Below are 19,045 nucleotides of genomic sequence, written 5' to 3'. Positions count from 1 at the left end.
AGTACGGAAGAGGGTAGGGAGAAAGGACCCACCATGAGCACTCTGAAGGGGAAGACCCTGTTCATCACCGGCGCGAGCCGGGGCATCGGTCTGGCCATCGCGAAGCGCGCGGCCCGGGATGGAGCCAACGTCGTCATCGCCGCCAAGACGGCCGAGCCCCACCCCAAGCTGCCCGGCACCATCTTCACGGCCGCCGAGGAGATCGAGCGCGAGGGCGGCAAGGCGCTGCCCCTGATGGTGGACATCCGCTTCGAGGGGCAGCTCCAGGACGCCGTGAAGCAGACGGTGGAGCGCTTCGGCGGCATCGACATCCTCGTGAACAACGCCAGCGCCATCAGCCTGACGGGCACGCTGGACACGCCGATGAAGAAGTTCGACCTGATGTTCGGCGTCAACGTGCGTGGCACCTACGCCACCACCCAGGCCTGTCTGCCCGAGCTGCTCAAGGCGAAGAACCCGCACGTCCTCACGCTCTCGCCGCCGCTCAACATGAAGCCCAAGTGGTTCCAGAACCACGTGGCCTACACCATGGCCAAGTACGGCATGAGCATGTGCGTGCTCGGCATGGCCGAGGAGTTCCGCGAGCAGGGCGTGGCCTTCAACGCGCTCTGGCCCCGCACCGTCATCGCCACCGCCGCCATCAACATGATCGGCGGTGAGGAGATGATGCAGGCCAGCCGCACCCCGGACATCATGGCCGACGCGGCGCACGCCATCCTCACCCGGGACAGCCGCTCCTGCACCGGCCACTTCTTCATCGACGAGGACCTGCTGCGCGAGGCCGGCGTGACGGACTTCGCGAAGTACCTGGTGAAGCCCGGCACGGAGCCGCTGACGGACTTCTTCCTGGACTGAACGTCACGCGGGCCGGGGGCGCGGCTCACTCCACGAGGCGCGCCACCTGGCTCCAGTCGTACTGCTCGTAGGCCCTCGCCAGCTGGGTGAACGGATCCAACGGGTGCTGCTGGTAGTAGCGCTCGTCCTGGGTCTTGTGCGAGGCGTGCCCCATGTAGACGATGACCAGCTGGATGGCATCCGGCTTCTTGGGATCGAAGTACTTCGAGTTCCAGGTGATGTAGTAGGTGGCGTTGGGGCCCTCGCAGTTGCCCACGATCTCCGTGCGCTTCCTCGGCACGCACGCGGGCTTGTCGCCAGCGCCGCCCGTGAGCTGCGCCGCCTGTTTCTTCGCCTCCGCGGCGTCCGAGCCCCCCTCACGCACCAGCCGGGCCAGGTACTCGCTGACGGTGACGCGGCGCCACGGATGCCGGTCCTTGGCGGTGATGAGCAGGAAGGGCGTCTCCCCACCGACCTGGTAGACGGGCAGTCCCTGGTGCTCCTTCACGCGCGTGGGCTCGTAGTACAGGTTGTCGGGAATCGAGGTATCGAACGAGAGCCGCGACAGGGCGTTCACGCGGATCTCCAGCAGGCTGCCCTCGCCCACGCCCTGGTAGCGGCCCGTCTTCTTGTCCACGACGGTCTCGCGGTCGTTCTTGAAGATGGGCTTGAGCAGCAGCGACACGCTGGCCTTCGTCACCTTCAGCTTGGAGTTCGGCTCGATGGTGATGCTCGGATGCGCGCTGGCCCCCTTCAGGTCGGCCAGCTGCGGGGTGCGCAGCAGTCCCTCCAGCACGCCCATCACCTTGCGCTCCAGCTCGGGGGCGCGCTTCTGGACCGTCAGCAGGGGCTTGTGCGAGATGCCGGGCACGGCATCCGGCTCCGCCGCTCCCGCGGGGAGCGTGGTCGCCACGGACAGCACCGTGGCCCACGCGAGGATGGAACGCCGGGAGGAGGAAGCCACACGTCTCGGGTGCATGGGTTTTTCCCTCTTGCCCCCGTGGGTACCTCACTCAAGGCACGGGGGACTGGATGATGTAGTAGAGCGACTGGAAGTACCGGTGCAGGGCGTTGATCAGCTGGGTGAGGAACGGCCAACCCAGCACGGTAAATCCCAGGAACGCCGCCGCGACCACAACGTACTCCACCATCGACTGGCCGCGAGGGGCTCGCTTCAGGAGACTGTTTCTTCTCATTTCTTGCACCCCTCGGAGCACTCCTTCTCCTCGTCCTTGCAGGCCTTGATGCACTTGTCCGCGCCACTGCCCGCGTGCTTCTTGCAGATGTCCTCACACACCTTCGTGTCCTTCTGGCACCGCTTCTGGCACTCCGCGGGACGCTCCGCCGCGGCGGGGTGCGCGAGGAACAGGGCGGCCAGCAGCATCAGGGGCTTCCACAGGTTCGTCTTCATCTCGTCTTCTCCGGGGCCTCCTCCTGGGGGGCCTCCATCAAGCGCTCGGTGAGCGACAGGTAGATCATCACCTCGGGGGCGGGCGGCTGGCGGCGCAGCATCACCATCCCGCGTACCTCGCCGCGGCGCACCTCCAGCTGCACTCCGGACTCGTCCGCGGGGCGCACCTGCTGCACTCGCCATCCCCGCTCGATGAGGGCCTTGCTGAAGAACTCCGTGACCTCCGGCACCGTGCCATCCGGCACCCGCGCGGAGACAGTGTACTGCGTGCCGCCCTCGAGCTTGAAGGTGAGCGCCGCGGCATCCTCGGCGTTCAGCGGCAGGGGAATCCACTCCGGCACCTTCGGCGGGCCCTCCAGCATGCGCGTCATCCGTCCCGACGACACGAACACCAGCGTCTCCCCGCTCTGTTCCAGCACCGACACCAGGTGGACTTCCTCGGAGGCCGGGCTCCAGTAGCCCACGTAGCCGGCGTGCTCGCTGTAGCGCTGGCCCACGGTGGGCAGCCCCGCGTCCAGCAGCGTGCTGTTGTAGTGCGCCAGCACCTGGTCCGGCGTGTCCTGGGTGGAGAACCACGCCACCGCGATGGGCACGTCGGAGCCCAGGTAGTCCGCCGCGAGCACCTCCGGGCGGCTCCCGCGAGGGTAGGGCGGGAAGTGCGACAGCGCCCGCTGGAGGATCTCCTCCTGCTCGGGCGTGCGTGTGCGCCGCGCGGGCTGCGTGAGCATGTCGTCCGGCGTCACCTGATCCATCACGTCCGCCGGCGCCTCGTACACGAGACGCTCCCAGCTGAAGCCGATCAGCCCGCCGACGACCGCCATCGAGAACAGCAGCGCCGCGGCGCGAACCGCCGGCCGCGGCTCGCCCGTCATCTCAGCACTCCTCCGCGTTCTTGCAGCCCATGTAGTACCCGCCCCGCGCCTGGTGCGTCTTCTGGGTGCGGTCCTGGTCCCAGTCACGCCACTCGGAGTTGAAGTAGTTCTGGTTGCCGCCCTTGCCCTGGTCGATCTTCTGGGTGGGGGCCCCATTCGTCGGGTGGATGGAGATGTTGGGCTGGCGCGGGTCGTCGGCGTTCATCGTCTCGGCGTTCGAGTTGCCAGGGGACGACAGCGAGCCCACGAGGCCCGGGTTGAGCAGCGAGCCCGAGGCCGAGGAGAAGAAGGAGGAGGCCGACGCGGTCATCTGCGTGAAACCGACGTTCGCGTTGTTCTGGTAGATGTTCGCCACCCGCGCGTACATGTCGCCCGAGCGCTTCTGGCCCGGGTTGAGGTCCGCCGGGTCCGTCAGCGCCCAGGTGTCGGTGATGATGGCCAGGCGCTGCTCCTTGATGAAGTAGGCGTTGCCGTCCTTGCCGCCCGTACCCTGCTTCGCGTTGTCGTGGATGCTGGTGCCCTGCCACTGATCCTTGGTGAGGTTCACCTTGCCGTGGTCATCGGAGAACTCGGGGAGGAAGCTCTTGGGCAGCAGGTAGTTCTCCACCACCAGCCGTGCCGAGCACCTGTAGAGACCGCCCTGGGTGAACTGGCCGTGGTAGTCGTTGAACAGCGTGTCCGCGTTGACGGAGCCGGCGCCCTTCTCCGGGCCCGTGCACGTCACCTGCTTGGCGTTGGGGTTGATCCAGCACTGGTGCGCCGCCAGCGACTCGTGGTGATCCTCCCCCTCGCAGTCGGCGTACGAGTTGAAGGCATTGCCATTCGCGTCCGTGCCCGAAGCCCTCTTGTCGTAGCGATCCCTGCCGGACTCGTGATCGCAGTACATCAGGCGGGCATGGTGCTGGACGGTGGTGGGGTCGCCCTGCTTGACGTAGTCCTGCACGGTGAGATCCCACACCGTGGAGAGGGCGGCCTCCTGCTGGTCCAGGGAGTAGCGCAGCAGGTCATCCAGGAAGATGGAGTAGAGGAAGACGGGGATGATGACCAGCATGCACAGGGCCATCTCCACCGAGGCGGCACCGCGGGCGGAGGGCCCGCGCCGGGAAGCAAGAACCTGTCTCATAGCGACAACCCTCCGGCCATCTGGACCAGCTGTGCGGCATCCGTGTTGTTGGCGGCGGTGAGCACCTTGCGTGCCTCGGCCTGGGTGAAGGGGTGCAACTTGGCGCGCCAGTACGGGTTGAAGAGGTTGGGAGGCTCGTTCCAGCCGTTCTCCCCGAGGCGGTGGTAGTAGACGAGCGCCCTGGAGAGGGCCGCCGCCTGGCCCGCGGCGAGGGTGATGCTGGCGGAGGAGTCGCCGTTCTCGAAGTTGACGGTGGCGGAGCTGTTGAGCTCCCAGGGGGCCTTGACCGCGTCACCCACCCGGAGGTCGTCGGTGACGTAGCTGTAGGCGCTCGGCTGGCCGAAGTCGTTGTCCTTCTGCTCGTCGGCGCGGAACTTCATGAAGCAGTTACCGGACATGATGCAGGTGGTGAGCCCCTTGGTGTTGACGCCCTCGAACTGGTGGCTGCCGGTGTGGGCGCCGCCCGGCGAGTGGCTGCCGCTGCCGCTGTCGCTCACCACCTTCGCGTCGTAGTTCCAGACCATGGCGCCGTGCTTCCACTGGTTGGCCATGGTGCCCGACTCCTCGGCGGCGATCATCTTGCCCTCGTTGCCGCCGCCCGAGCCGCCGCTCACGCCGCCGGAGGACTGCACCGTCTTGGCGGTGCCCTTGTGCACGGGGAGGGGGAAATTGACGCCCTCGCCGGGGATGTTGCGCACCTCGTTGAGGAAGCTGGGGTGGAGGTGGGTGGGCAGATTGCCGGTGAGGCCGCGGTTGGCGGGCCAGGTGGAGCGGGTGGCGTTGGCCACCTCGGTCATCACCTTCGCGCGCGTCTTCGTGTCCGAGCTGGCCACGCCGCCGGGGCAGGGCATGCCGTCCACCGCGCAGTTGAACTCATTGGCGTTGAGGGCGCCCACCGCGGACACCAGCGTGCTCGCCCCGGGCGCGTTGTAGTCCTTGAGCCCGCTCAGCCCATAGGACTGGCCGTCCTTGAGCGCCTGCATGGTGTTCTTGTGCACCATGGACTGCGAGCCGTGGATGAAGTCCACCATCCGGTCCAGGCCCTGCACCGTCTGGGTGAACTTGCTGTCCAGACCCCTGGCCTTGTTGTCGTAGTTGGAGGCGGCCTTGCTGTACTTGCTGGCGACCTTGAGCGCCTGGATGCCGTGGACGCAGTGCATGAAGCAGCTCCAGCAACCGCACTGCCCGAACTCCTGCGCCGCGATGACGTAGAAGTTGTTGCGCCCGGCCCGCATGATGTCACCGGTCACGCTGGCCGCGGCCATGTACCCGTGCATGCTGTTGGACGCCACGTAGGTGGCGGCGATGGACCGGTTGCTGATGGCGTAGTAGTTGAGGGTGCGCGCCTCGACCACGGCCATGGAGTAGGCCAGCGAGTCACTGTGCTGCTGCAGGCTCATCTTCTCGCGCAGCGCGTGGCTGAGGTTGAAGCTGAGCGTCATCATCAGCGCCAGCACCAGGAAGGACAGGGCTCCGAGTACGAGCGCCTGACCACGCGCACTGCGTCGGGAGCTTCTCTTCATGATTCGCTCTCTTTGACGAACGTGAAGATGCATTTGTTCTCCTCGGGCAGGCCGTTCTTGGTGAGGTAGAGGTTGGACTGCATCCGCATGGTGTAGGTGGCGCGGATGGGCATGATGTAGAGACCCTTCCGGGCCGCATCGGCATAGGGATCGCCCGAGAGTCCGGCTTTGCGCGCCAGCGAGCGCTCCGAGCCCGTCGGCTTGCCCATGCGCAGCAGTTCGGGCACTTCCCTGTTGCGGGCCGTGGCGTGGATGACCCAGTTGGCGAAGGGGATGGGCATCCGGTAGTTGAACGTCACCTGGATGCGCAGCTTGGTGCGCTGGCCCCGCTGCCACTCCTCGTAGCCACCGGTGGACCATTTCGGATCGTCGAAGTCGACTTCCTTCGAGGCGCCGCCGAACTCGTTCTTCAGGGGTCCGCAGACGGTCACCTTGGCGAACTTCAGGTTCGCGTCCGGCATCTTGTTGGTGAGCACCCCGTTCCAGCCCCACTTGGCCTTGAAGTCGGAGGCGCTGTTGATGGTCTTGATGTACTCGCCACCACCGCGGTCCTGGCTCACCATGGGCAGCAGCACGGCCACCGCCGCGCGCTCCATCTTCTCTTCGTTGGCGTTGTGCAGCGCTCCCGCACGCACGGCCTTGTAGGCGGCGTACTTCGTCATCAACCGCGCCTGGTGCATCAGCCCCAGTTGCAGGATGCCGAGAATGAGGAACACGAACAGAGGTAGGACGAAGGCCGATTCCACGGCGGCCTGTCCCGACTCACGCGCAGAGCGTGGCTTGTCTCCCATTGCACGCATATGTGCGAAATGTGGCCGATGCTTTACGGGTCGTAAATACGCAAAGTGGCCGCGAGATCCGCACACCCCGTCAAGTGCCCGGGGGGGTAGACTATCGTAAATCAGGGAAAAAGTGTGGGGTCCACTCACCAACTCGTGCGCACGGGACGGCCTTCCTCATAGCCCGCCTGGCTCTGGACCCCCACCACTGCGTTGCGGTGGAACTCTTCCAGTGTACGTGCACCGGCGTAGGTACAGGCGCTGCGCACGCCCGCGATGATGTGGTCGAGGATGTCCTCGACGCCGGGGCGGTCGGGATCCAGGTACATGCGCGAGGTGCTGATGCCCTCCTCGAAGAGCTCCTTGCGGGCGCGCTCGAAGAGGGACTCGGTGCGGGCGCGGGCCTTGACGGCGCGCTGGGAGGCCATGCCGAAGTTCTCCTTGTAGAGGCGGCCGTCGCTGTCGCGCTGGGTGTCGGCGGGGCTCTCGTAGGTGCCGGCGAACCAGGAGCCGATCATCACGTTGGCGGCGCCAGCGGCGAGCGCGAGCGCCACGTCGCGCGGGTGGCGGATGCCCCCATCGGCGCAGATGTAGCGGCCGAGCTTGCGCGCCGCCTCGGCGCAGTCCAGCACCGCGGAGAACTGGGGCCGGCCCACGCCGGTCATCATGCGCGTGGTGCACATGGCGCCAGGGCCCACGCCCACCTTCACCAGGTCCGCGCCGGCGGAGATGAGATCGCGCGTGCCCTCGCGGGTGACGACGTTGCCCGCCATGATGGGAACGGTGGGGGAGAGGCCGCGGATGGTCTCCACCACCTCGAGCATCTTGCGCTGATGGCCGTGCGCCACGTCGATGACGAGCAGATCCGTGCCCGCGCGCAGCAGGGCCTCGGCCTTGCCCTTCACGTCGCCGTTGATGCCGATGGCCGTGCCGATGAGCAGGTGGCCCTTCGCATCCAGGGCGGGCTTGTAGAGGGTCGAGCGCAGGGCGCCCTTGCGCGTCACCACGCCGATGAGCCGACGCCCGCGCACCACGGGAGCGCAGGTGAGCCGCTTGCTGGCCAGGCTCTCGAAGATGGGCTCGAGCGGCGTGCCGTCCTGGAAGGTGAGGAGCTCGGTGGACATCACCCGGTGGAGCTGGGTGAAGCGATCGAAGCCGACGGCGTCGTTCTCGGTGAAGACGCCGACGGGCTCCTCGTTCTCGTTGACGACGATGACGGCGCCATGGGCGCGCTTGTGGATGAGGTTGAGCGCCTCCTGGAGGGTGTCGCCGGGCCGCAGGGTGATGGGCGTCTCGTAGATGGGGTGGCGCGACTTCACGAAGGCGATGTTGCTCTCGACGATGTCGAGCGGGATGTCCTGGGGGAGCACGGCGATGGCGCCGCGGCGTGCCACCGTCTCGGCCATGCGCTTGCCGGAGACGGCCGTCATGTTGGAGACGACGACGGGGATGGTGGTGCCCAGGCGGTCGACCGGCGTCAGGTCCACGTCGAGACGGGAGCCCACCTCCGAGCGGGCAGGCACCATGAAGATGTCGTTGTACGTGAGATCGTAGGGAGGCTTCTGGTCGTCGAGGAACCGCATGCACCCTCCAGGTGGGCCATCATTGGAATCCACTCCGGCGACCGCGTATTTTGCCCCAGATGTTCTGCCCGAGGAGCGAATGACGACGCCCGTGTTGCAGGTGGAGGGGCTGGAGAAGACCTACGGAGAGGTGCGGGCCGTGCAGGGGCTGACGTTCCAGGTCGCCCCCGGAGAGGTGCTCGGGTTGGTGGGGCCCAACGGGGCGGGGAAGACGTCCACGCTCCGCTGCCTGGCGGGCATCCTGCCGCCCTCGGCCGGGCGCGTGTCGGTGGCCGGGCATGACCTGGGGAGCTCGTCGGTGGAGGCCAAGAGGGCCCTGGCGTTCCTGCCGGACGAGCCGCGCCTCTTCGAGTACCTCACCGTCTGGGAGCACCTGAACTTCGTGGCGCGGCTGTACGGGGTGGAGGGCTGGGAGGAGCGGGCCCGGGCGCTGCTGGACGAGATGGAGCTGGCTGGCAAGGAGAAGGCGCTGCCCGGGGAGCTGTCGCGCGGGATGAAGCAGAAGCTGTCCATCGCGTGCGGCTTCCTGCACTCGCCCCGGCTCATCATCCTGGACGAGCCGCTCACGGGGTTGGATCCGCTGGCCATCCGGCGCATGAAGGGCTCGCTGCGCCAGCGCGCGGAGGCGGGGACGGCGCTGGTGCTCTCCTCGCACCTGCTGCCGCTGGTGGAGGAGCTGTGCCACCGGCTCCTCGTCATCGCCGGAGGGCGCGTGGTGGCGCTCGGGACGCTGTCGGAGATCCGCGAGCACCTCAGCGGGCCCGAGGGCGCGGGTGCGTCGCTGGAGGAGCTCTTCATCCGCATCACCAGCGCGGCGCCCGAGGCGGGACCGGAGCGGGGGAGTCCTTGAGCTTCGCTCGCGCGGTGGTGTTCCTCTGGTTGGCGACGGCGCGCAACCGGGTGCTGCACCAGCTGCGGCGGCTGCGGCAGCCGAAGTACCTCGTGGGGGCGATCGTCGGCGGGGTGTACGTGTACTCCATCTTCCTGCGGCGGCTGCACACCGCGGGGGACGAGGGGATGCCACAGATCCCCCAGCTCCTCAGCCACTTCATGCTCACGGCCGCGATGCTGGGCACGGTTCTCTCCGCCTGGGCCCTGGGTCCGGACCGGCCAGCGCTGACCTTCTCCGAGACGGAGGTGCAGCAGCTCTTCCCCGCGCCCGTGTCCCGGCGGGGGTTGCTGCACTACAAGCTCGTGCGAGGCCTGCTCGGCGCGGTGACGGCGGCCCTCTTCGCCACGCTCTTCGTGAGCCGCGTGGTGACGAAGCACCCCGTGCTCTTCTTCCTCGGCACCACCGTGACGCTCGCCACGGTGAGCCTGCACGTGATGGCGGCCTCCTTCGTGCGCACGCGGCTCGCCCGGCGCGGCGGGGTGGGGACGGCCCTGCGCTGGGGGGCGATCTCGGCCGTGCTCGCCCTGATGCTCGTCTCGGGGCTGTCCGCGCTGCGGGAGCTCCCCTCGCTGGACCCGACGGAGCTCAGGGGCTCGCGGCAATTCGAGGACTGGCTCGCCGCGGTGCTGGCCCTTCCGGCGCTGTGGCCGGGACGGTTGCTGGTGGCCCTGCCGCTCGCGGCGGACGCGTGGGGCTTCTTGAAGGCCCTCCCGCTCGGGCTCGGGCTGCTCGCCGTGCATTACGTGTGGGTGATGAGGGCCTCGGTGTCCTTCGAGGAGTCCGCGGTGCTCCGGGCCGAGGAGCGCGCACGCCTCCAGGGGCAGCTCTCGCGGCAGGGGGGGCGGCCCACCCTCATCCGCGCGGGGGCGACGCCCTTCCGGTTGGTGCCCATGGGCCGGCCGGAGGTGGCGCTCGTCTGGAAGAACCTCATCGCCGCGCGGCGGTTGGGTGGGGCGGGGCGGCTGCTCGTCGCGGGACTGGTGGGAGGGCTGGTGGCCTCGGTGGTGTCGAGCCGGGACGCGACGGACATGGTCGCCAACGTGCGCACGTTCATGGCGCCGGTGTGCGCGGGGATCGCGGTGATGCTGAGCTTCTTCGGGCCGTCAGCCCTGCGTGTGGACCTGCGGATGGATCTGCCCCGGATGGATCAGTTGCGAGCGCTGCCGCTCACGGGACGACAGGTGGTGGCGGCGGAGATCGCCGCGCCAGCGCTGCTGCTCGGGATGGCGCAGATGGCGCTCGTGCTGGTGGCGGTGGTGCTCTCGGTGTGGCAGGGGGGCATGCGCACCACGCTCTGGGTGGCGGGTGGACTGGGCGCGCTCTGGGTGCTGCCGGCGGTGAGCCTGGGTGGGCTCTTCGTGCAGAACGCGGCCGTGGTGCTGTTTCCGGCCTGGCTGCCGCCGGAGGGCGAGCGGGTGCGCGGCATCGAGGCGCTCGGCCAGCGGTTGCTGACGCTGGCGGGCACGCTGGTGGTGCTGCTGGTGGGGATGTTGCCCGCGGCGATCGTGGGGGGCCTCGTGGCGCTCGCCCTGGATCGGTTCCTGGGTTTTGGAGTCTGGGCGCTGCCGTTCGCGGGGCTCGCCGCGGCGGTGGTGCTCGGGGTCGAGGTGGCGCTGGGCGTGGTGGGGTTGGGTCACGCCTTCGATCGGCTCGACGTGTCGCGAGAGGGGCCCGAGACGAGCTCTTGAGCTCAGTGGGGTCTGGTTGGCTCTGGCGGTGAGGACAGCGTGCGCACGACCAGCGAGCGGCACGCCGAGCACACCACGCCCGCGCGCTCCCAGTGCACCTGTTCCTCCAGCTCCTGGGGGGACTCAGGGCTCTCCTCGAGCTGCTTCAAGAGAGAGGAGAGCTCGTCGGCCGAGCCACTACCGGGTGTGCCGAGCACGTCCTGCTCACCTTGGAGGACGAGGGTGAAGCGGTAATACACCTCGCTCGCGGCGATGATCCGCCCGCACGCGGCACATGTCTTCGATCGAGGGCCGGTCACGAGGGGGATGGTAGCCGGAATGCCGGCGGCAAGCTTACCCGGAGGGGCTACCCACCCGCGGCGCTCCGGTGAGAGCCTATCCCCATGCACGGTGACGACGAGACGGAGACGCAGGCTGGTGAGGGGCAGGCCCCCGTTGTGCAGGTCTCCTCTCTAGACGAGACGGCCTCCATGGTGGCCGGCGCAACCCTCCCGTCAGCCGCTCCACCACCGGGGAACGGGGCGGAGGGCTCGGCCTTCCCGGTCCCAGGATGGGACCGTTACCAGCCCATGGGGTTCCTCGGGCAGGGAGGCATGGGACGGGTGTTCCTCGCCTATGACCCCAGGCTGCGCCGCCAGGTGGCACTCAAGTTCGTTCGCGACGAACACCCCGAGCTCACCCGGAGCTTCCTCGCCGAAGCTCGCGCCCAGGCCAGGGTGAACCACGAGCGCGTCTGCAAGGTGTATGAGGTCGGTCAGGTCGACGGGAAGGTCTTCATCGCCATGCAGTACGTGAAGGGCCGGCCACTGGGCGCTCTCGTGCGCGAGCTCACCGTCGAGCAGAAGGCCCTGGTGCTCCGGGACGCGGCCCTGGGAGTGCACGAAGCCCACCGCGCCGGCCTCATCCATCGCGATGTCAAGCCCTCCAACATCATGGTGGAGCGCGGAGAGGACGGTGTCCTCAGGTCCTACGTCATGGACTTCGGACTGGCGAGCGACTGGAAGGAGAGCGAGACCGTTACCGGTACCGTGCTGGGAACTCCCCTCTACATGGCCCCCGAGCAGGCTCGCGGAGAAGTCGCCCGGCTGGATCGCCGGGCGGATGTCTACAGCCTGGGTGCCACCCTCTACGCCCTTCTCACCGGACAGCCTCCCATCCAGGGCAGCAACGGCCTGGAGGTGCTCAACAACCTCGCGACCGTCGAGCCGCGCCCTCCGCGTGCGCTGGACCGGAACATCCCGCCGGAGTTGGAGGCCATTACCCTCAAGTGCCTGGAGAAGGAGCCCTCCGCCCGCTATGACTCGGCGCGTGCCCTGGCCGAAGACCTCGACCGTTTCCTCGCGGGCGAGCCCGTGCTGGCGCGCACGGGCCCCGGGTACCGGCTGCGCAAGCGGCTGCACAAGCACAGGCTCCTGCTCTCCGCGGCCACCGCCGCGCTCCTCGCCCTGGCCACGGCCGTGGGCTGGGGCGCCCTGGCCCGCCGCGAAGCCTCCGAGCGCGAGCGCCTCGCTCGCCACTTCACCGAGCTGGTGGAGCGCATCGAGTCCAGGGTCCGCTACTCCGCGCTCTCCCGTCTCCACGATGCGCGGCAGGAGCGCCAGGCCATCCAGGACATTCAGGCCCGGATGGAGGAGTTGGAGGTGGAGATGCGCCAGGGCGGCGAGCAGGCGCTGGGACCGGGGCACTACGCGCTGGGACGTGGCGCCCTCGCTCTCGGAGACCCCGAGAAGGCCCGTGAGCACCTCGAGTCCGCGTGGCAGCACGGTTTTCGTGAGCCACGGGTCGCCTATGCGCTTGCCCTCGCTCTGGGGCAGTCCTATCAGGAGAAACTCCTGGAGGCGGAGAAGCGCTTCGGGGATACCGACGGGCGGGAGTCCCGGAAGTCTCTGTTGAGAGACATCGAGCGCCGCTATCGCGATCCAGCACTCGCGTACCTCGCGCAGAGCCAGGGAGCCGAGGTGCCCTCGAACGAGTACGTCGCGGCACTCATCGCCTTCTACGAGGGCCGCCTCGACGACGCCCTGGCCCGACTGGACGCCGTGAGCGGCAGACTCCCCTGGTTCTACGAGGCCCCTAAACTGCGCGGGGACATCTTCGTGGCCCGGGTCTACGGGCATTGGCGCGAGAGCAACTTCGACAGGGCAAAGGCCGACCTGGAGGCTGGCAGGAAGGCTTACGTCGCCGCCGCCACCATCGCCGAGAGCGCCCCTGCCGTGCACAAAGGCCTCGCGCAACTCGAAGTCACCGAGATGCTCATACAATACGAACTCGAGGGCGACATGATGCCCTTCTATACCCGGGCCCAGGACGCGCTCATGCGGTGTCTCGCGGTCGCACCCGATGACTACATGTGCTGGGTGGATCTGGCACGCCTGCACATCCGCCTGGCCAATAGAAGAAGGGAGGGGACTGAGGAGATCATCGCGAAGGCCATGAAGGCCGCCGAGCACGCCCTGGCTCTTGCCCCCGCGCGGAGCGAGGCCCGGATGGTCCTGGCGAGCAGCTTCAAGGTGCTGGCGCGCTACCGCCAGATCCTTGGAGCGGATCCTCGCGAGCTATTCCGCAGGGCCGCTGACTTGCTGGAGAGCATTCGCCCGGAGGACCGGAGTCCTGTATTTCACAAGGAGCGCTTTGGGCTCTTCGATAGCCTGGCCAGGTACGAGAATCAAATCGGTGAAAGCTCACTGGGACACCTGGACAGGGCCATCCAGGAGATGCAGGCGGTCCTTGCCATCGATGCTCGCGATTATGATGCCTGGGCAAACCTCGGCTGGGCGTACCTCTCCCGAGCGGACGACCGCTACAATCCCGAGCCGGATCGTGATCTGGCGCAGGCCCTGCTCGCGTGCGACAAGGCTCGGAGCATCGACCCCAAGCGCATTTCGTCATATATGCATTCGGGTGCGACCTACGTGTTCCGGGCCCGGCGACTGAGCAATCGCGGTGGGGATCCCGTGCCAGACCTGGTGAGCGCCCGGGAGCAGTTCCGGCAAGCACTCACCCTGGCTCCCAAATCGTCATGGCCGTACTTCTCCATAGGGGAGGCGTTCCTGGAACAGGCGAGGGATGCCTGGGCACGGGGCGGAAATCCCTTTCCTCTGCTGGACGAGGCCCGAGCGTCCATCGAACACGCCATAAGCATCTCGCCGAGGGATGATGACGTCCCCCTTGGCCGCGGAATGCTGCTCGTTCAGCGCGCCCGCTACCTGCGCGCTCGCGGTGAAGATCCGGGCCCGAGCGTGCGCGAGGCCGAGGAAGTCGTGAAACGTGGCCTCGAACAGTGGCCGGACTATTATCGCTCCTCGTTGATGCTGGGCTCGGTCCACGTCACCCGAGCAGGCTTCAACGTGGACCGCGGACGCGCTCCCGGACCGGACCTCGCACGCGCCGAGGCGGAGCTCCGCCAGGCGCTGGCGAAGGAGCCCATCAATGCGGAAGCGTGGCTTCAGCTCGGCGAGGCGCAGTCGCTCAACGCCACGTGGCAGGCGCGCAGTGGAAAGGCCCGGGCCGAGGACTTCGAGGAGGCGACGAAGTCCTATGAAAAGGCGCTCGAGCTGGCACCGGACGTGCTGGAACATTCCCTGTGGCTTGGCCAGCACTGCTACAGGTGGGCCACCTGGCAGAAGAAGGCGGGAGGGGAGTACGGCCCGGTATTGAAGCGCGGGCTCGAGCTGGCCGACCAGATATTGAAACTCCGGCCCGACTGGCGCGAGGCTCAGGACCTTCGGGGCAAGCTGCTCCGAGCCAGCCAGTAGGCTACTGCTGCTCTTCCTCGCCCTCATCCACGCGGGAGCTGGCGACGCCGAACACGTTGGCCTCGGCCATCTCCTTGGTGGTGTTCCTGTACGCCCGCCAGGCGAAGGGCGCCACGCCCGCGAAGATGATGCCGACCAGGCCGATGGCCATCCAGGGGATGGGCTCTTCCTTGACCTTCACATCCCTGCCGTAGGAGGTGATGTTGTACTTCGGACGGGAGCGAGCGGCGTCGCGCTCTTGCTGGCTGGTCATCCCATCGCCCTGGAAATCCTGGAGCTGCCGCCGCTGGGCGAGGGCGGCACCGCCAGTCACGAGCACGAGGACGGCCAGCAGACGCGAGAAGGAGGAAAGACGCATGGGCGCGCAGCCTACCACGACCGTACAGGAGCACAGAACAGGGCTTGCGCCGCCCGCGGCGGTCCATTAGGCGCGGACCCGTGCGCCTCCTCCTCATTCCCTTGATCAACCTGCTGTTGCTGCTGCGAACCCTCCTGGGGCTGCCCTTTCGCCTCCTGGCGGCCCGGAGCCGGCCCGCGTACATCCGCTTCCGGCTGACGGGGGATCCCCCCTACCGAGAGCCGACCCGCCGGCCGCGCCTGCCCCTGGGGCTCGGGGGGCAGGGCCGTCCGGAGCCGGCCACGGTGACCTCGCTGGAGGGCTTCCGGAAAGCGCTGGCGCTCCTGGCGAAGGACCCGAAGGTGAAGGGCATCCTGGTGGAGCTGGAGGGGTTGGAGGTGCCTCCGGCGAAGCGGGAGGTGCTGGTGAAGCTGCTGGAGGGCTTCCGGGCGGCGGGCAAGCGGGTGGTGGCGTGGGGGGTGAGCGTGAACAGCCTGGAGTACCAGGTGATGTGCGCGGCGGACGAGGCGCTCCTGTCTCCGGCGGGACGGCTGGAGCTGGTGGGCTACGCCGCGGAGGCCACCGCGCTGGGCGAGGGCCTGGAGCGGCTCGGCGTCAAGGCGCACTTCTTCCGGCGGGGCGAGTACAAGACGGCACCGGAGCTCTTCACGCACCCGCGGGTGTCGGACATCCAGCGGCAGACGATGGAGGCCTTCCTGGACGAGCGCTACACGGAGCTGGTGGACACCGTGGCGAAGGGGCGCAAGCGCACGCCGGAGGAGGTCCGGGCGTGGATCGACGCGGGTCCCTACAGCGCGAAGCGCGCGGCGGCGCAGGGGCTCATCGACGGGGTGTGTGACGAGGCGGACCTGCCCGAGCGGCTCGGGAAGAAGCGCGAGAAGGACGGCGAGGAGGAGGAAGAGGGCCTGGAGCCGATGCCGATGTACCGGGCGGGGCTGGTCTGGCCGGAGGTGCGCTGGCGCCCGCTGCGGTTGAGGCCCCTGCTGGGGGTGGTGCCGCTGACGGGGGTGATCACCCCGGGGAAGAGTGGGGCGGGGCCGGGGCCGCAGCGGGTGGGCTCGGACACGGTGGTGAAGGCGGTGCGCGCGGCGGGGCGGAACCGCCGGGTGAAGGCCGTGGTGCTGTACGTGGCGAGTCCGGGGGGATCGGCGACGGCCTCGGAGATCATCCTGGAGGCGGTGCAGCGGGTGGCGAAGAAGAAGCCCGTCATCGCCTTCGTGGACCGGGTGGCGGCGAGCGGCGGCTACATGGCGGCGCTTGGCGCGAAGGAGATCTGGGCCACGCCGCACGCGGTGGTGGGCTCCATCGGCGTGTTCGCGGGGAAGTTCGACGTCTCGGGGCTGCTGGAGAAGCTGGGGGTGCACCGCACGCTCATCACCCGGGGGGAGAACTCGGGCATCTACTCGCCCATGCGGGGCTTCACCGAGCACGAGCGGGCCTCGATGGAGGCGGAGGTGGAGGAGATCTACCAGGCGTTCCTCGAGCACGTGGCGAAGGCGCGAGGCCGGACGAAGGAGGAGATCCACCAGCTGGCGGAGGGGCGGGTGTACAGCGGCACGCGCGCGCAGGGGGTGGGGCTGGTGGACAAGACGGGGGGCTTCGAGGAGGCATGCCGGTACGCGATGGATCTGGCGAAGGTGCCTGCGGAGCGCTTCGATCTGCGGCTCTTCGGCGGCGCGGATCGGCGCCTGTCGCTGCTGAAACTGTTGATGGGAGGAGCCCTGACGGGCGTGTATGCCTTCTGCCCGACGGCCTGGGATCTCCAGGGCTTCGGGGGAGGGGAGCGTTTCGAGTAACCTCGGCCCCGCATGGCGCGCCCCTGTCCCCTCTGCGAGAACGAGCTGCTGCGGCCCCTGCGCGTCTCGGACGTGGAAGTGGACACCTGTCCCCGCTGTCACGGGCTGTGGTTCGACGCGGGGGAGCTGGATCGCTTTCCGGACAGACCACCGACGCGCATGTTCCTGGAAGCGGCGCGGCGGGCGCCCTCGCGGTGCCGGAAGCGGGGCCACCTGGTGGCGCGAGAGCAGGACGCATGCGCCACGTGCCGGAGCGAGCCGGTGAGCTGCCCGTCGTGCGGCTCGAGGCTGGCGCTGGTGGTGACGAGCGCCTGTGCCATCGACGTGTGCCCGCGATGCGAGGGCGTGTGGCTGGACGCGGGCGAGTTCGAGCTGTTGGAGGGAGTGACGAATCCCCAGGCGAGGCCGGCGGGAGAGAGTCAACCGGCGGCCCCGCTGAGGTGCTCGGCGTGCAGGAGGGGGATGCAGCCGCGGGACGCCTTCGCGTATGAGGGCGACGTCTACTGCGCCACCTGTCGACCCCCGGGTGCCATCCAGTTCACCGTGCGAATCCCCTCTCCCTCTGGGAGAGGGCCAGGGTGAGGGTCATCCCAAGGTCCCGTGTTCCCATGTCCTCCACCGTCTCCCGCGTCCTCCACTGCCTGTCCCTCGCGGCCGCCCTGGCGGCCACCGGCTGCGCTCACACTCCCGGTCCCAGTGAGGTGGCATCGGCCTATGCCCGGGCCCTGGAGGAGAACCGTCTCGCGGACGCCCAATCCCTGACGAACGTCCCACCCCAGGACCCGTCCTTCACCGAGCACTACGCGGAGGCGTCGGTGCGCAAGGCGCGGGCCGAGGAGGTGCGAGCGGCCCTTCCCGGGCTCCAGGCGAGGGCCCCGGCGCTCACGCTGCTTCAAACACCGGAGGGCTGGCGGGTCGTCGAGGAGAAGCCGGCGGACGCACCCCGGGTGGTGCTGGGCCGCTTCCTGGACGCGGTGGAGGCGGGCGATTGGGCCACGGCCTGGTCGCTCCTGAGCGATCCCCTGCGAGCCCGCTACACGCCCGAGCGCCTGCGCGAGGACTTCAAGCGAGAGCCCCTGTCTGCCGAGCGGGTGCGGCGTGCGCGGCTGGCGCTGAAGGGGGAGGTGAAGGTGACGGGGGCGGGGGCGGAGTTCCCGATCGGGAAGGATCTCGCGGTGCGGCTCGTCCGGGAGGCGGGCGAGTACAAGGTGGCGGCCATCGAGTAGCGGGGTTAGAGGTGGTTGACACCAGGGGGGCCGCTGGCTATTCCGCGCCCTTCCGAGGGGGGACCCCCAACCTCCCGGATTCAAAAGGATTCAGGTACTCCAGATGAGCGTTTCCGAGCGCGACATCCTCGCGGCGATGTCGAAGGTGATGGATCCCGAGCTGCACATCGACCTGGTGAAGGCCGGGATGGTGAAGGACATCCGCGTGGACGGCGACAAGGCGAAGCTCAAGATCGAGCTGACGACGCCAGCGTGCCCGCTGAAGGGGAAGATCCAGGCGGACGCCGAGGCGGCGCTGAAGCAGGTGCCGGGGCTGAAGACGTTCGACATCGAGTGGGGCGCGCAGGTGCGCTCGGCGCCGACGGGCGTGGCCGGGCAGCAGGGGCAGGCGATCCTGCCGCAGGTGAAGAACGTGATCCTCGTCGGCGCCGGCAAGGGCGGCGTGGGCAAGAGCACGGTGTCGGTGAACCTGGCGGCGGCGCTGGCGCGCGAGGGCGCGAAGGTGGGCCTGCTGGACGCGGACTTCTACGGTCCCTCGGTTCCGCTGATGACGGGCATCACCGAGAAGCCGGTGAGCCCGGATGGCAAGTCGCTGCTGCCGCTGGAGAAGCACGGGCTGAAGGTGATGTCGATCGGCTTCCTGGTGGAGGCGGATCAGGCGCTCATCTGGCGCGGGCCCATGCTGCACGGGGCGCTGATGCAGCTGGTGCGGGACGTGCGCTGGGGCGAGCTGGACTACCTCATCCTCGACCTGCCGCCCGGGACGGGCGACGTGGCGCTGACGCTGTCACAGTCGGTGAGGGCGGCGGGCGCGGTGCTGGTGACGACGCCGCAGGACGTGGCGCTGGCGGACGTGGTGCGCGCCAAGCAGATGTTCGACAAGGTGCACATCCCCGTACTGGGCATCGTGGAGAACATGAGCCAGTTCGTGTGCCCGCACTGCTCGAAGGCCACGCCCATCTTCAACCGGGGCGGCGGCCACAAGGCGGCGGAGATGTTCAGCATCCCGTTCCTGGGGGAGATCCCCCTGGATCTGAAGATCCGCGAGTCGGGTGACGCGGGCGTGCCGGTGGTGCTGAGCGCGCCGGACAGCCCCGAGGCCCAGGCCTTCATGGGGATGGCGCGCAACATCGCCGGCCGCGTCTCCACCGAGAACATGCGGGTGGCGGTGAAGCTGCCGGTGGTACGCTAACGGCCCCCGACAA

The 19,045-nt window shown here is 68.6% G+C and carries 17 protein-coding genes; 8 read left to right on the top strand and 9 right to left on the bottom strand.

Translation table 11 applies throughout. The annotated features are described in order from the left end of the window. Positions 1–33: 33 nt before the first annotated feature. A complete protein-coding gene (locus JRI60_RS27180) occupies positions 34–855 on the top strand; it encodes an SDR family oxidoreductase (RefSeq protein WP_204218791.1) in 822 nt (273 codons plus the stop codon). A gap of 25 nt (positions 856–880) precedes the next feature. On the opposite strand, the gene JRI60_RS27175 is transcribed toward JRI60_RS27180, so the two are convergent. From JRI60_RS27175 to JRI60_RS27140, 7 genes are all read right to left on the bottom strand, one after another. Continuing rightward, positions 881–1,813 (bottom strand): hypothetical protein, encoded by a 933-nt coding sequence (locus JRI60_RS27175; protein ID WP_204218790.1) that lies wholly within the window; start codon positions 1,811–1,813, stop codon positions 881–883. A gap of 213 nt (positions 1,814–2,026) precedes the next feature. Then, a complete protein-coding gene (locus tag JRI60_RS27165) occupies positions 2,027–2,245 on the bottom strand; it encodes a hypothetical protein (protein WP_204218788.1) in 219 nt (72 codons plus the stop codon). Then, positions 2,242–3,117 (bottom strand): hypothetical protein, encoded by an 876-nt coding sequence (locus JRI60_RS27160; RefSeq protein ID WP_204218787.1) that lies wholly within the window; start codon positions 3,115–3,117, stop codon positions 2,242–2,244. The genes JRI60_RS27165 and JRI60_RS27160 overlap by 4 nt, the downstream gene beginning before the upstream one ends. A 1-nt stretch (position 3,118) precedes the next feature. After that, on the bottom strand, positions 3,119–4,240 hold the full coding sequence (locus JRI60_RS27155) for a hypothetical protein (protein ID WP_204218786.1): 1,122 nt from the start codon (positions 4,238–4,240) through the stop codon (positions 3,119–3,121). Beyond that, entirely contained in the window at positions 4,237–5,763 is a 1,527-nt protein-coding gene (locus tag JRI60_RS27150) for a hypothetical protein (RefSeq protein WP_239469748.1), read from the bottom strand. The genes JRI60_RS27155 and JRI60_RS27150 overlap by 4 nt, the downstream gene beginning before the upstream one ends. Further along, positions 5,760–6,563 (bottom strand): TadE/TadG family type IV pilus assembly protein, encoded by an 804-nt coding sequence (locus tag JRI60_RS27145; protein WP_430384325.1) that lies wholly within the window; start codon positions 6,561–6,563, stop codon positions 5,760–5,762. Before JRI60_RS27145 ends, JRI60_RS27150 begins: the two co-directional genes overlap by 4 nt. Before the next feature lie 125 nt (positions 6,564–6,688). After that, positions 6,689–8,125: a GuaB1 family IMP dehydrogenase-related protein gene (locus JRI60_RS27140; protein ID WP_204218784.1), complete on the bottom strand. Its 1,437-nt coding sequence runs from the start codon at positions 8,123–8,125 to the stop codon at positions 6,689–6,691. A gap of 79 nt (positions 8,126–8,204) precedes the next feature. Between JRI60_RS27140 and JRI60_RS27135 the strand changes: the two genes are divergently transcribed. Together JRI60_RS27135 and JRI60_RS27130 are read left to right on the top strand one after the other, a co-directional pair. Next, complete coding sequence (locus JRI60_RS27135; RefSeq protein ID WP_204218783.1) at positions 8,205–8,975, top strand: ABC transporter ATP-binding protein; 771 nt, start codon at positions 8,205–8,207, stop codon at positions 8,973–8,975. Next, a complete protein-coding gene (locus JRI60_RS27130; RefSeq protein ID WP_204218782.1) occupies positions 8,972–10,705 on the top strand; it encodes a putative ABC exporter domain-containing protein in 1,734 nt (577 codons plus the stop codon). Before JRI60_RS27135 ends, JRI60_RS27130 begins: the two co-directional genes overlap by 4 nt. Positions 10,706–10,707: 2 nt before the next feature. Here the strand turns inward: JRI60_RS27130 and JRI60_RS27125 are convergent, their stop codons facing one another. Beyond that, positions 10,708–11,004: a hypothetical protein gene (locus tag JRI60_RS27125; protein WP_204218781.1), complete on the bottom strand. Its 297-nt coding sequence runs from the start codon at positions 11,002–11,004 to the stop codon at positions 10,708–10,710. A 294-nt stretch (positions 11,005–11,298) separates the two neighbouring features. Between JRI60_RS27125 and JRI60_RS27120 the strand changes: the two genes are divergently transcribed. Next, positions 11,299–14,460, top strand: coding sequence for a serine/threonine-protein kinase (locus JRI60_RS27120; protein ID WP_204218780.1), 3,162 nt, complete (start codon positions 11,299–11,301; stop codon positions 14,458–14,460). 1 nt (position 14,461) lies between these two features. Here JRI60_RS27120 and JRI60_RS27115 read toward each other — a convergent pair whose 3' ends face one another. Then, entirely contained in the window at positions 14,462–14,818 is a 357-nt protein-coding gene (locus tag JRI60_RS27115; protein ID WP_204218779.1) for a hypothetical protein, read from the bottom strand. Positions 14,819–14,898: 80 nt separating this feature from the next. Between JRI60_RS27115 and sppA the strand changes: the two genes are divergently transcribed. The 4 genes from sppA to JRI60_RS27095 all read left to right on the top strand — a co-directional run bounded on the left by sppA (position 14,899) and on the right by JRI60_RS27095 (position 19,032). Beyond that, positions 14,899–16,614, top strand: a complete 1,716-nt coding sequence (gene sppA / locus JRI60_RS27110) for a signal peptide peptidase SppA (RefSeq protein WP_204218778.1) — start codon at positions 14,899–14,901, stop codon at positions 16,612–16,614. Positions 16,615–16,626: 12 nt separating this feature from the next. After that, positions 16,627–17,196, top strand: coding sequence for a zf-TFIIB domain-containing protein (locus tag JRI60_RS27105; protein WP_204218777.1), 570 nt, complete (start codon positions 16,627–16,629; stop codon positions 17,194–17,196). Positions 17,197–17,222: 26 nt separating this feature from the next. After that, on the top strand, positions 17,223–17,840 hold the full coding sequence (locus JRI60_RS27100; RefSeq protein WP_204218776.1) for a hypothetical protein: 618 nt from the start codon (positions 17,223–17,225) through the stop codon (positions 17,838–17,840). 103 nt (positions 17,841–17,943) lie between these two features. Beyond that, entirely contained in the window at positions 17,944–19,032 is a 1,089-nt protein-coding gene (locus tag JRI60_RS27095) for an Mrp/NBP35 family ATP-binding protein (protein ID WP_204218775.1), read from the top strand. The last annotated feature ends 13 nt before the right edge of the window (positions 19,033–19,045 follow it).

The sequence above is a fragment of the Archangium violaceum genome, from assembly GCF_016887565.1.
GTDB lineage: Bacteria > Myxococcota > Myxococcia > Myxococcales > Myxococcaceae > Archangium > Archangium violaceum_B.
This window is presented reverse-complemented; position numbering and strand designations above follow the sequence as displayed.

Coding starts and splice junctions, on each gene's coding strand:
- JRI60_RS27180 (WP_204218791.1), top strand. CDS start 34: ATGAGCACTCTGAAGGGGAAGACCCTGTTCATCACCGGCGCGAGCCGG.
- JRI60_RS27175 (WP_204218790.1), bottom strand. CDS start 1,813: ATGCACCCGAGACGTGTGGCTTCCTCCTCCCGGCGTTCCATCCTCGCG.
- JRI60_RS27165 (WP_204218788.1), bottom strand. CDS start 2,245: ATGAAGACGAACCTGTGGAAGCCCCTGATGCTGCTGGCCGCCCTGTTC.
- JRI60_RS27160 (WP_204218787.1), bottom strand. CDS start 3,117: ATGACGGGCGAGCCGCGGCCGGCGGTTCGCGCCGCGGCGCTGCTGTTC.
- JRI60_RS27155 (WP_204218786.1), bottom strand. CDS start 4,240: ATGAGACAGGTTCTTGCTTCCCGGCGCGGGCCCTCCGCCCGCGGTGCC.
- JRI60_RS27150 (WP_239469748.1), bottom strand. CDS start 5,763: ATGAAGAGAAGCTCCCGACGCAGTGCGCGTGGTCAGGCGCTCGTACTC.
- JRI60_RS27145 (WP_430384325.1), bottom strand. CDS start 6,563: ATGCGTGCAATGGGAGACAAGCCACGCTCTGCGCGTGAGTCGGGACAG.
- JRI60_RS27140 (WP_204218784.1), bottom strand. CDS start 8,125: ATGCGGTTCCTCGACGACCAGAAGCCTCCCTACGATCTCACGTACAAC.
- JRI60_RS27135 (WP_204218783.1), top strand. CDS start 8,205: ATGACGACGCCCGTGTTGCAGGTGGAGGGGCTGGAGAAGACCTACGGA.
- JRI60_RS27120 (WP_204218780.1), top strand. CDS start 11,299: ATGGGACGGGTGTTCCTCGCCTATGACCCCAGGCTGCGCCGCCAGGTG.
- JRI60_RS27115 (WP_204218779.1), bottom strand. CDS start 14,818: ATGCGTCTTTCCTCCTTCTCGCGTCTGCTGGCCGTCCTCGTGCTCGTG.
- JRI60_RS27105 (WP_204218777.1), top strand. CDS start 16,627: ATGGCGCGCCCCTGTCCCCTCTGCGAGAACGAGCTGCTGCGGCCCCTG.
- JRI60_RS27100 (WP_204218776.1), top strand. CDS start 17,223: ATGTCCTCCACCGTCTCCCGCGTCCTCCACTGCCTGTCCCTCGCGGCC.
- JRI60_RS27095 (WP_204218775.1), top strand. CDS start 17,944: ATGAGCGTTTCCGAGCGCGACATCCTCGCGGCGATGTCGAAGGTGATG.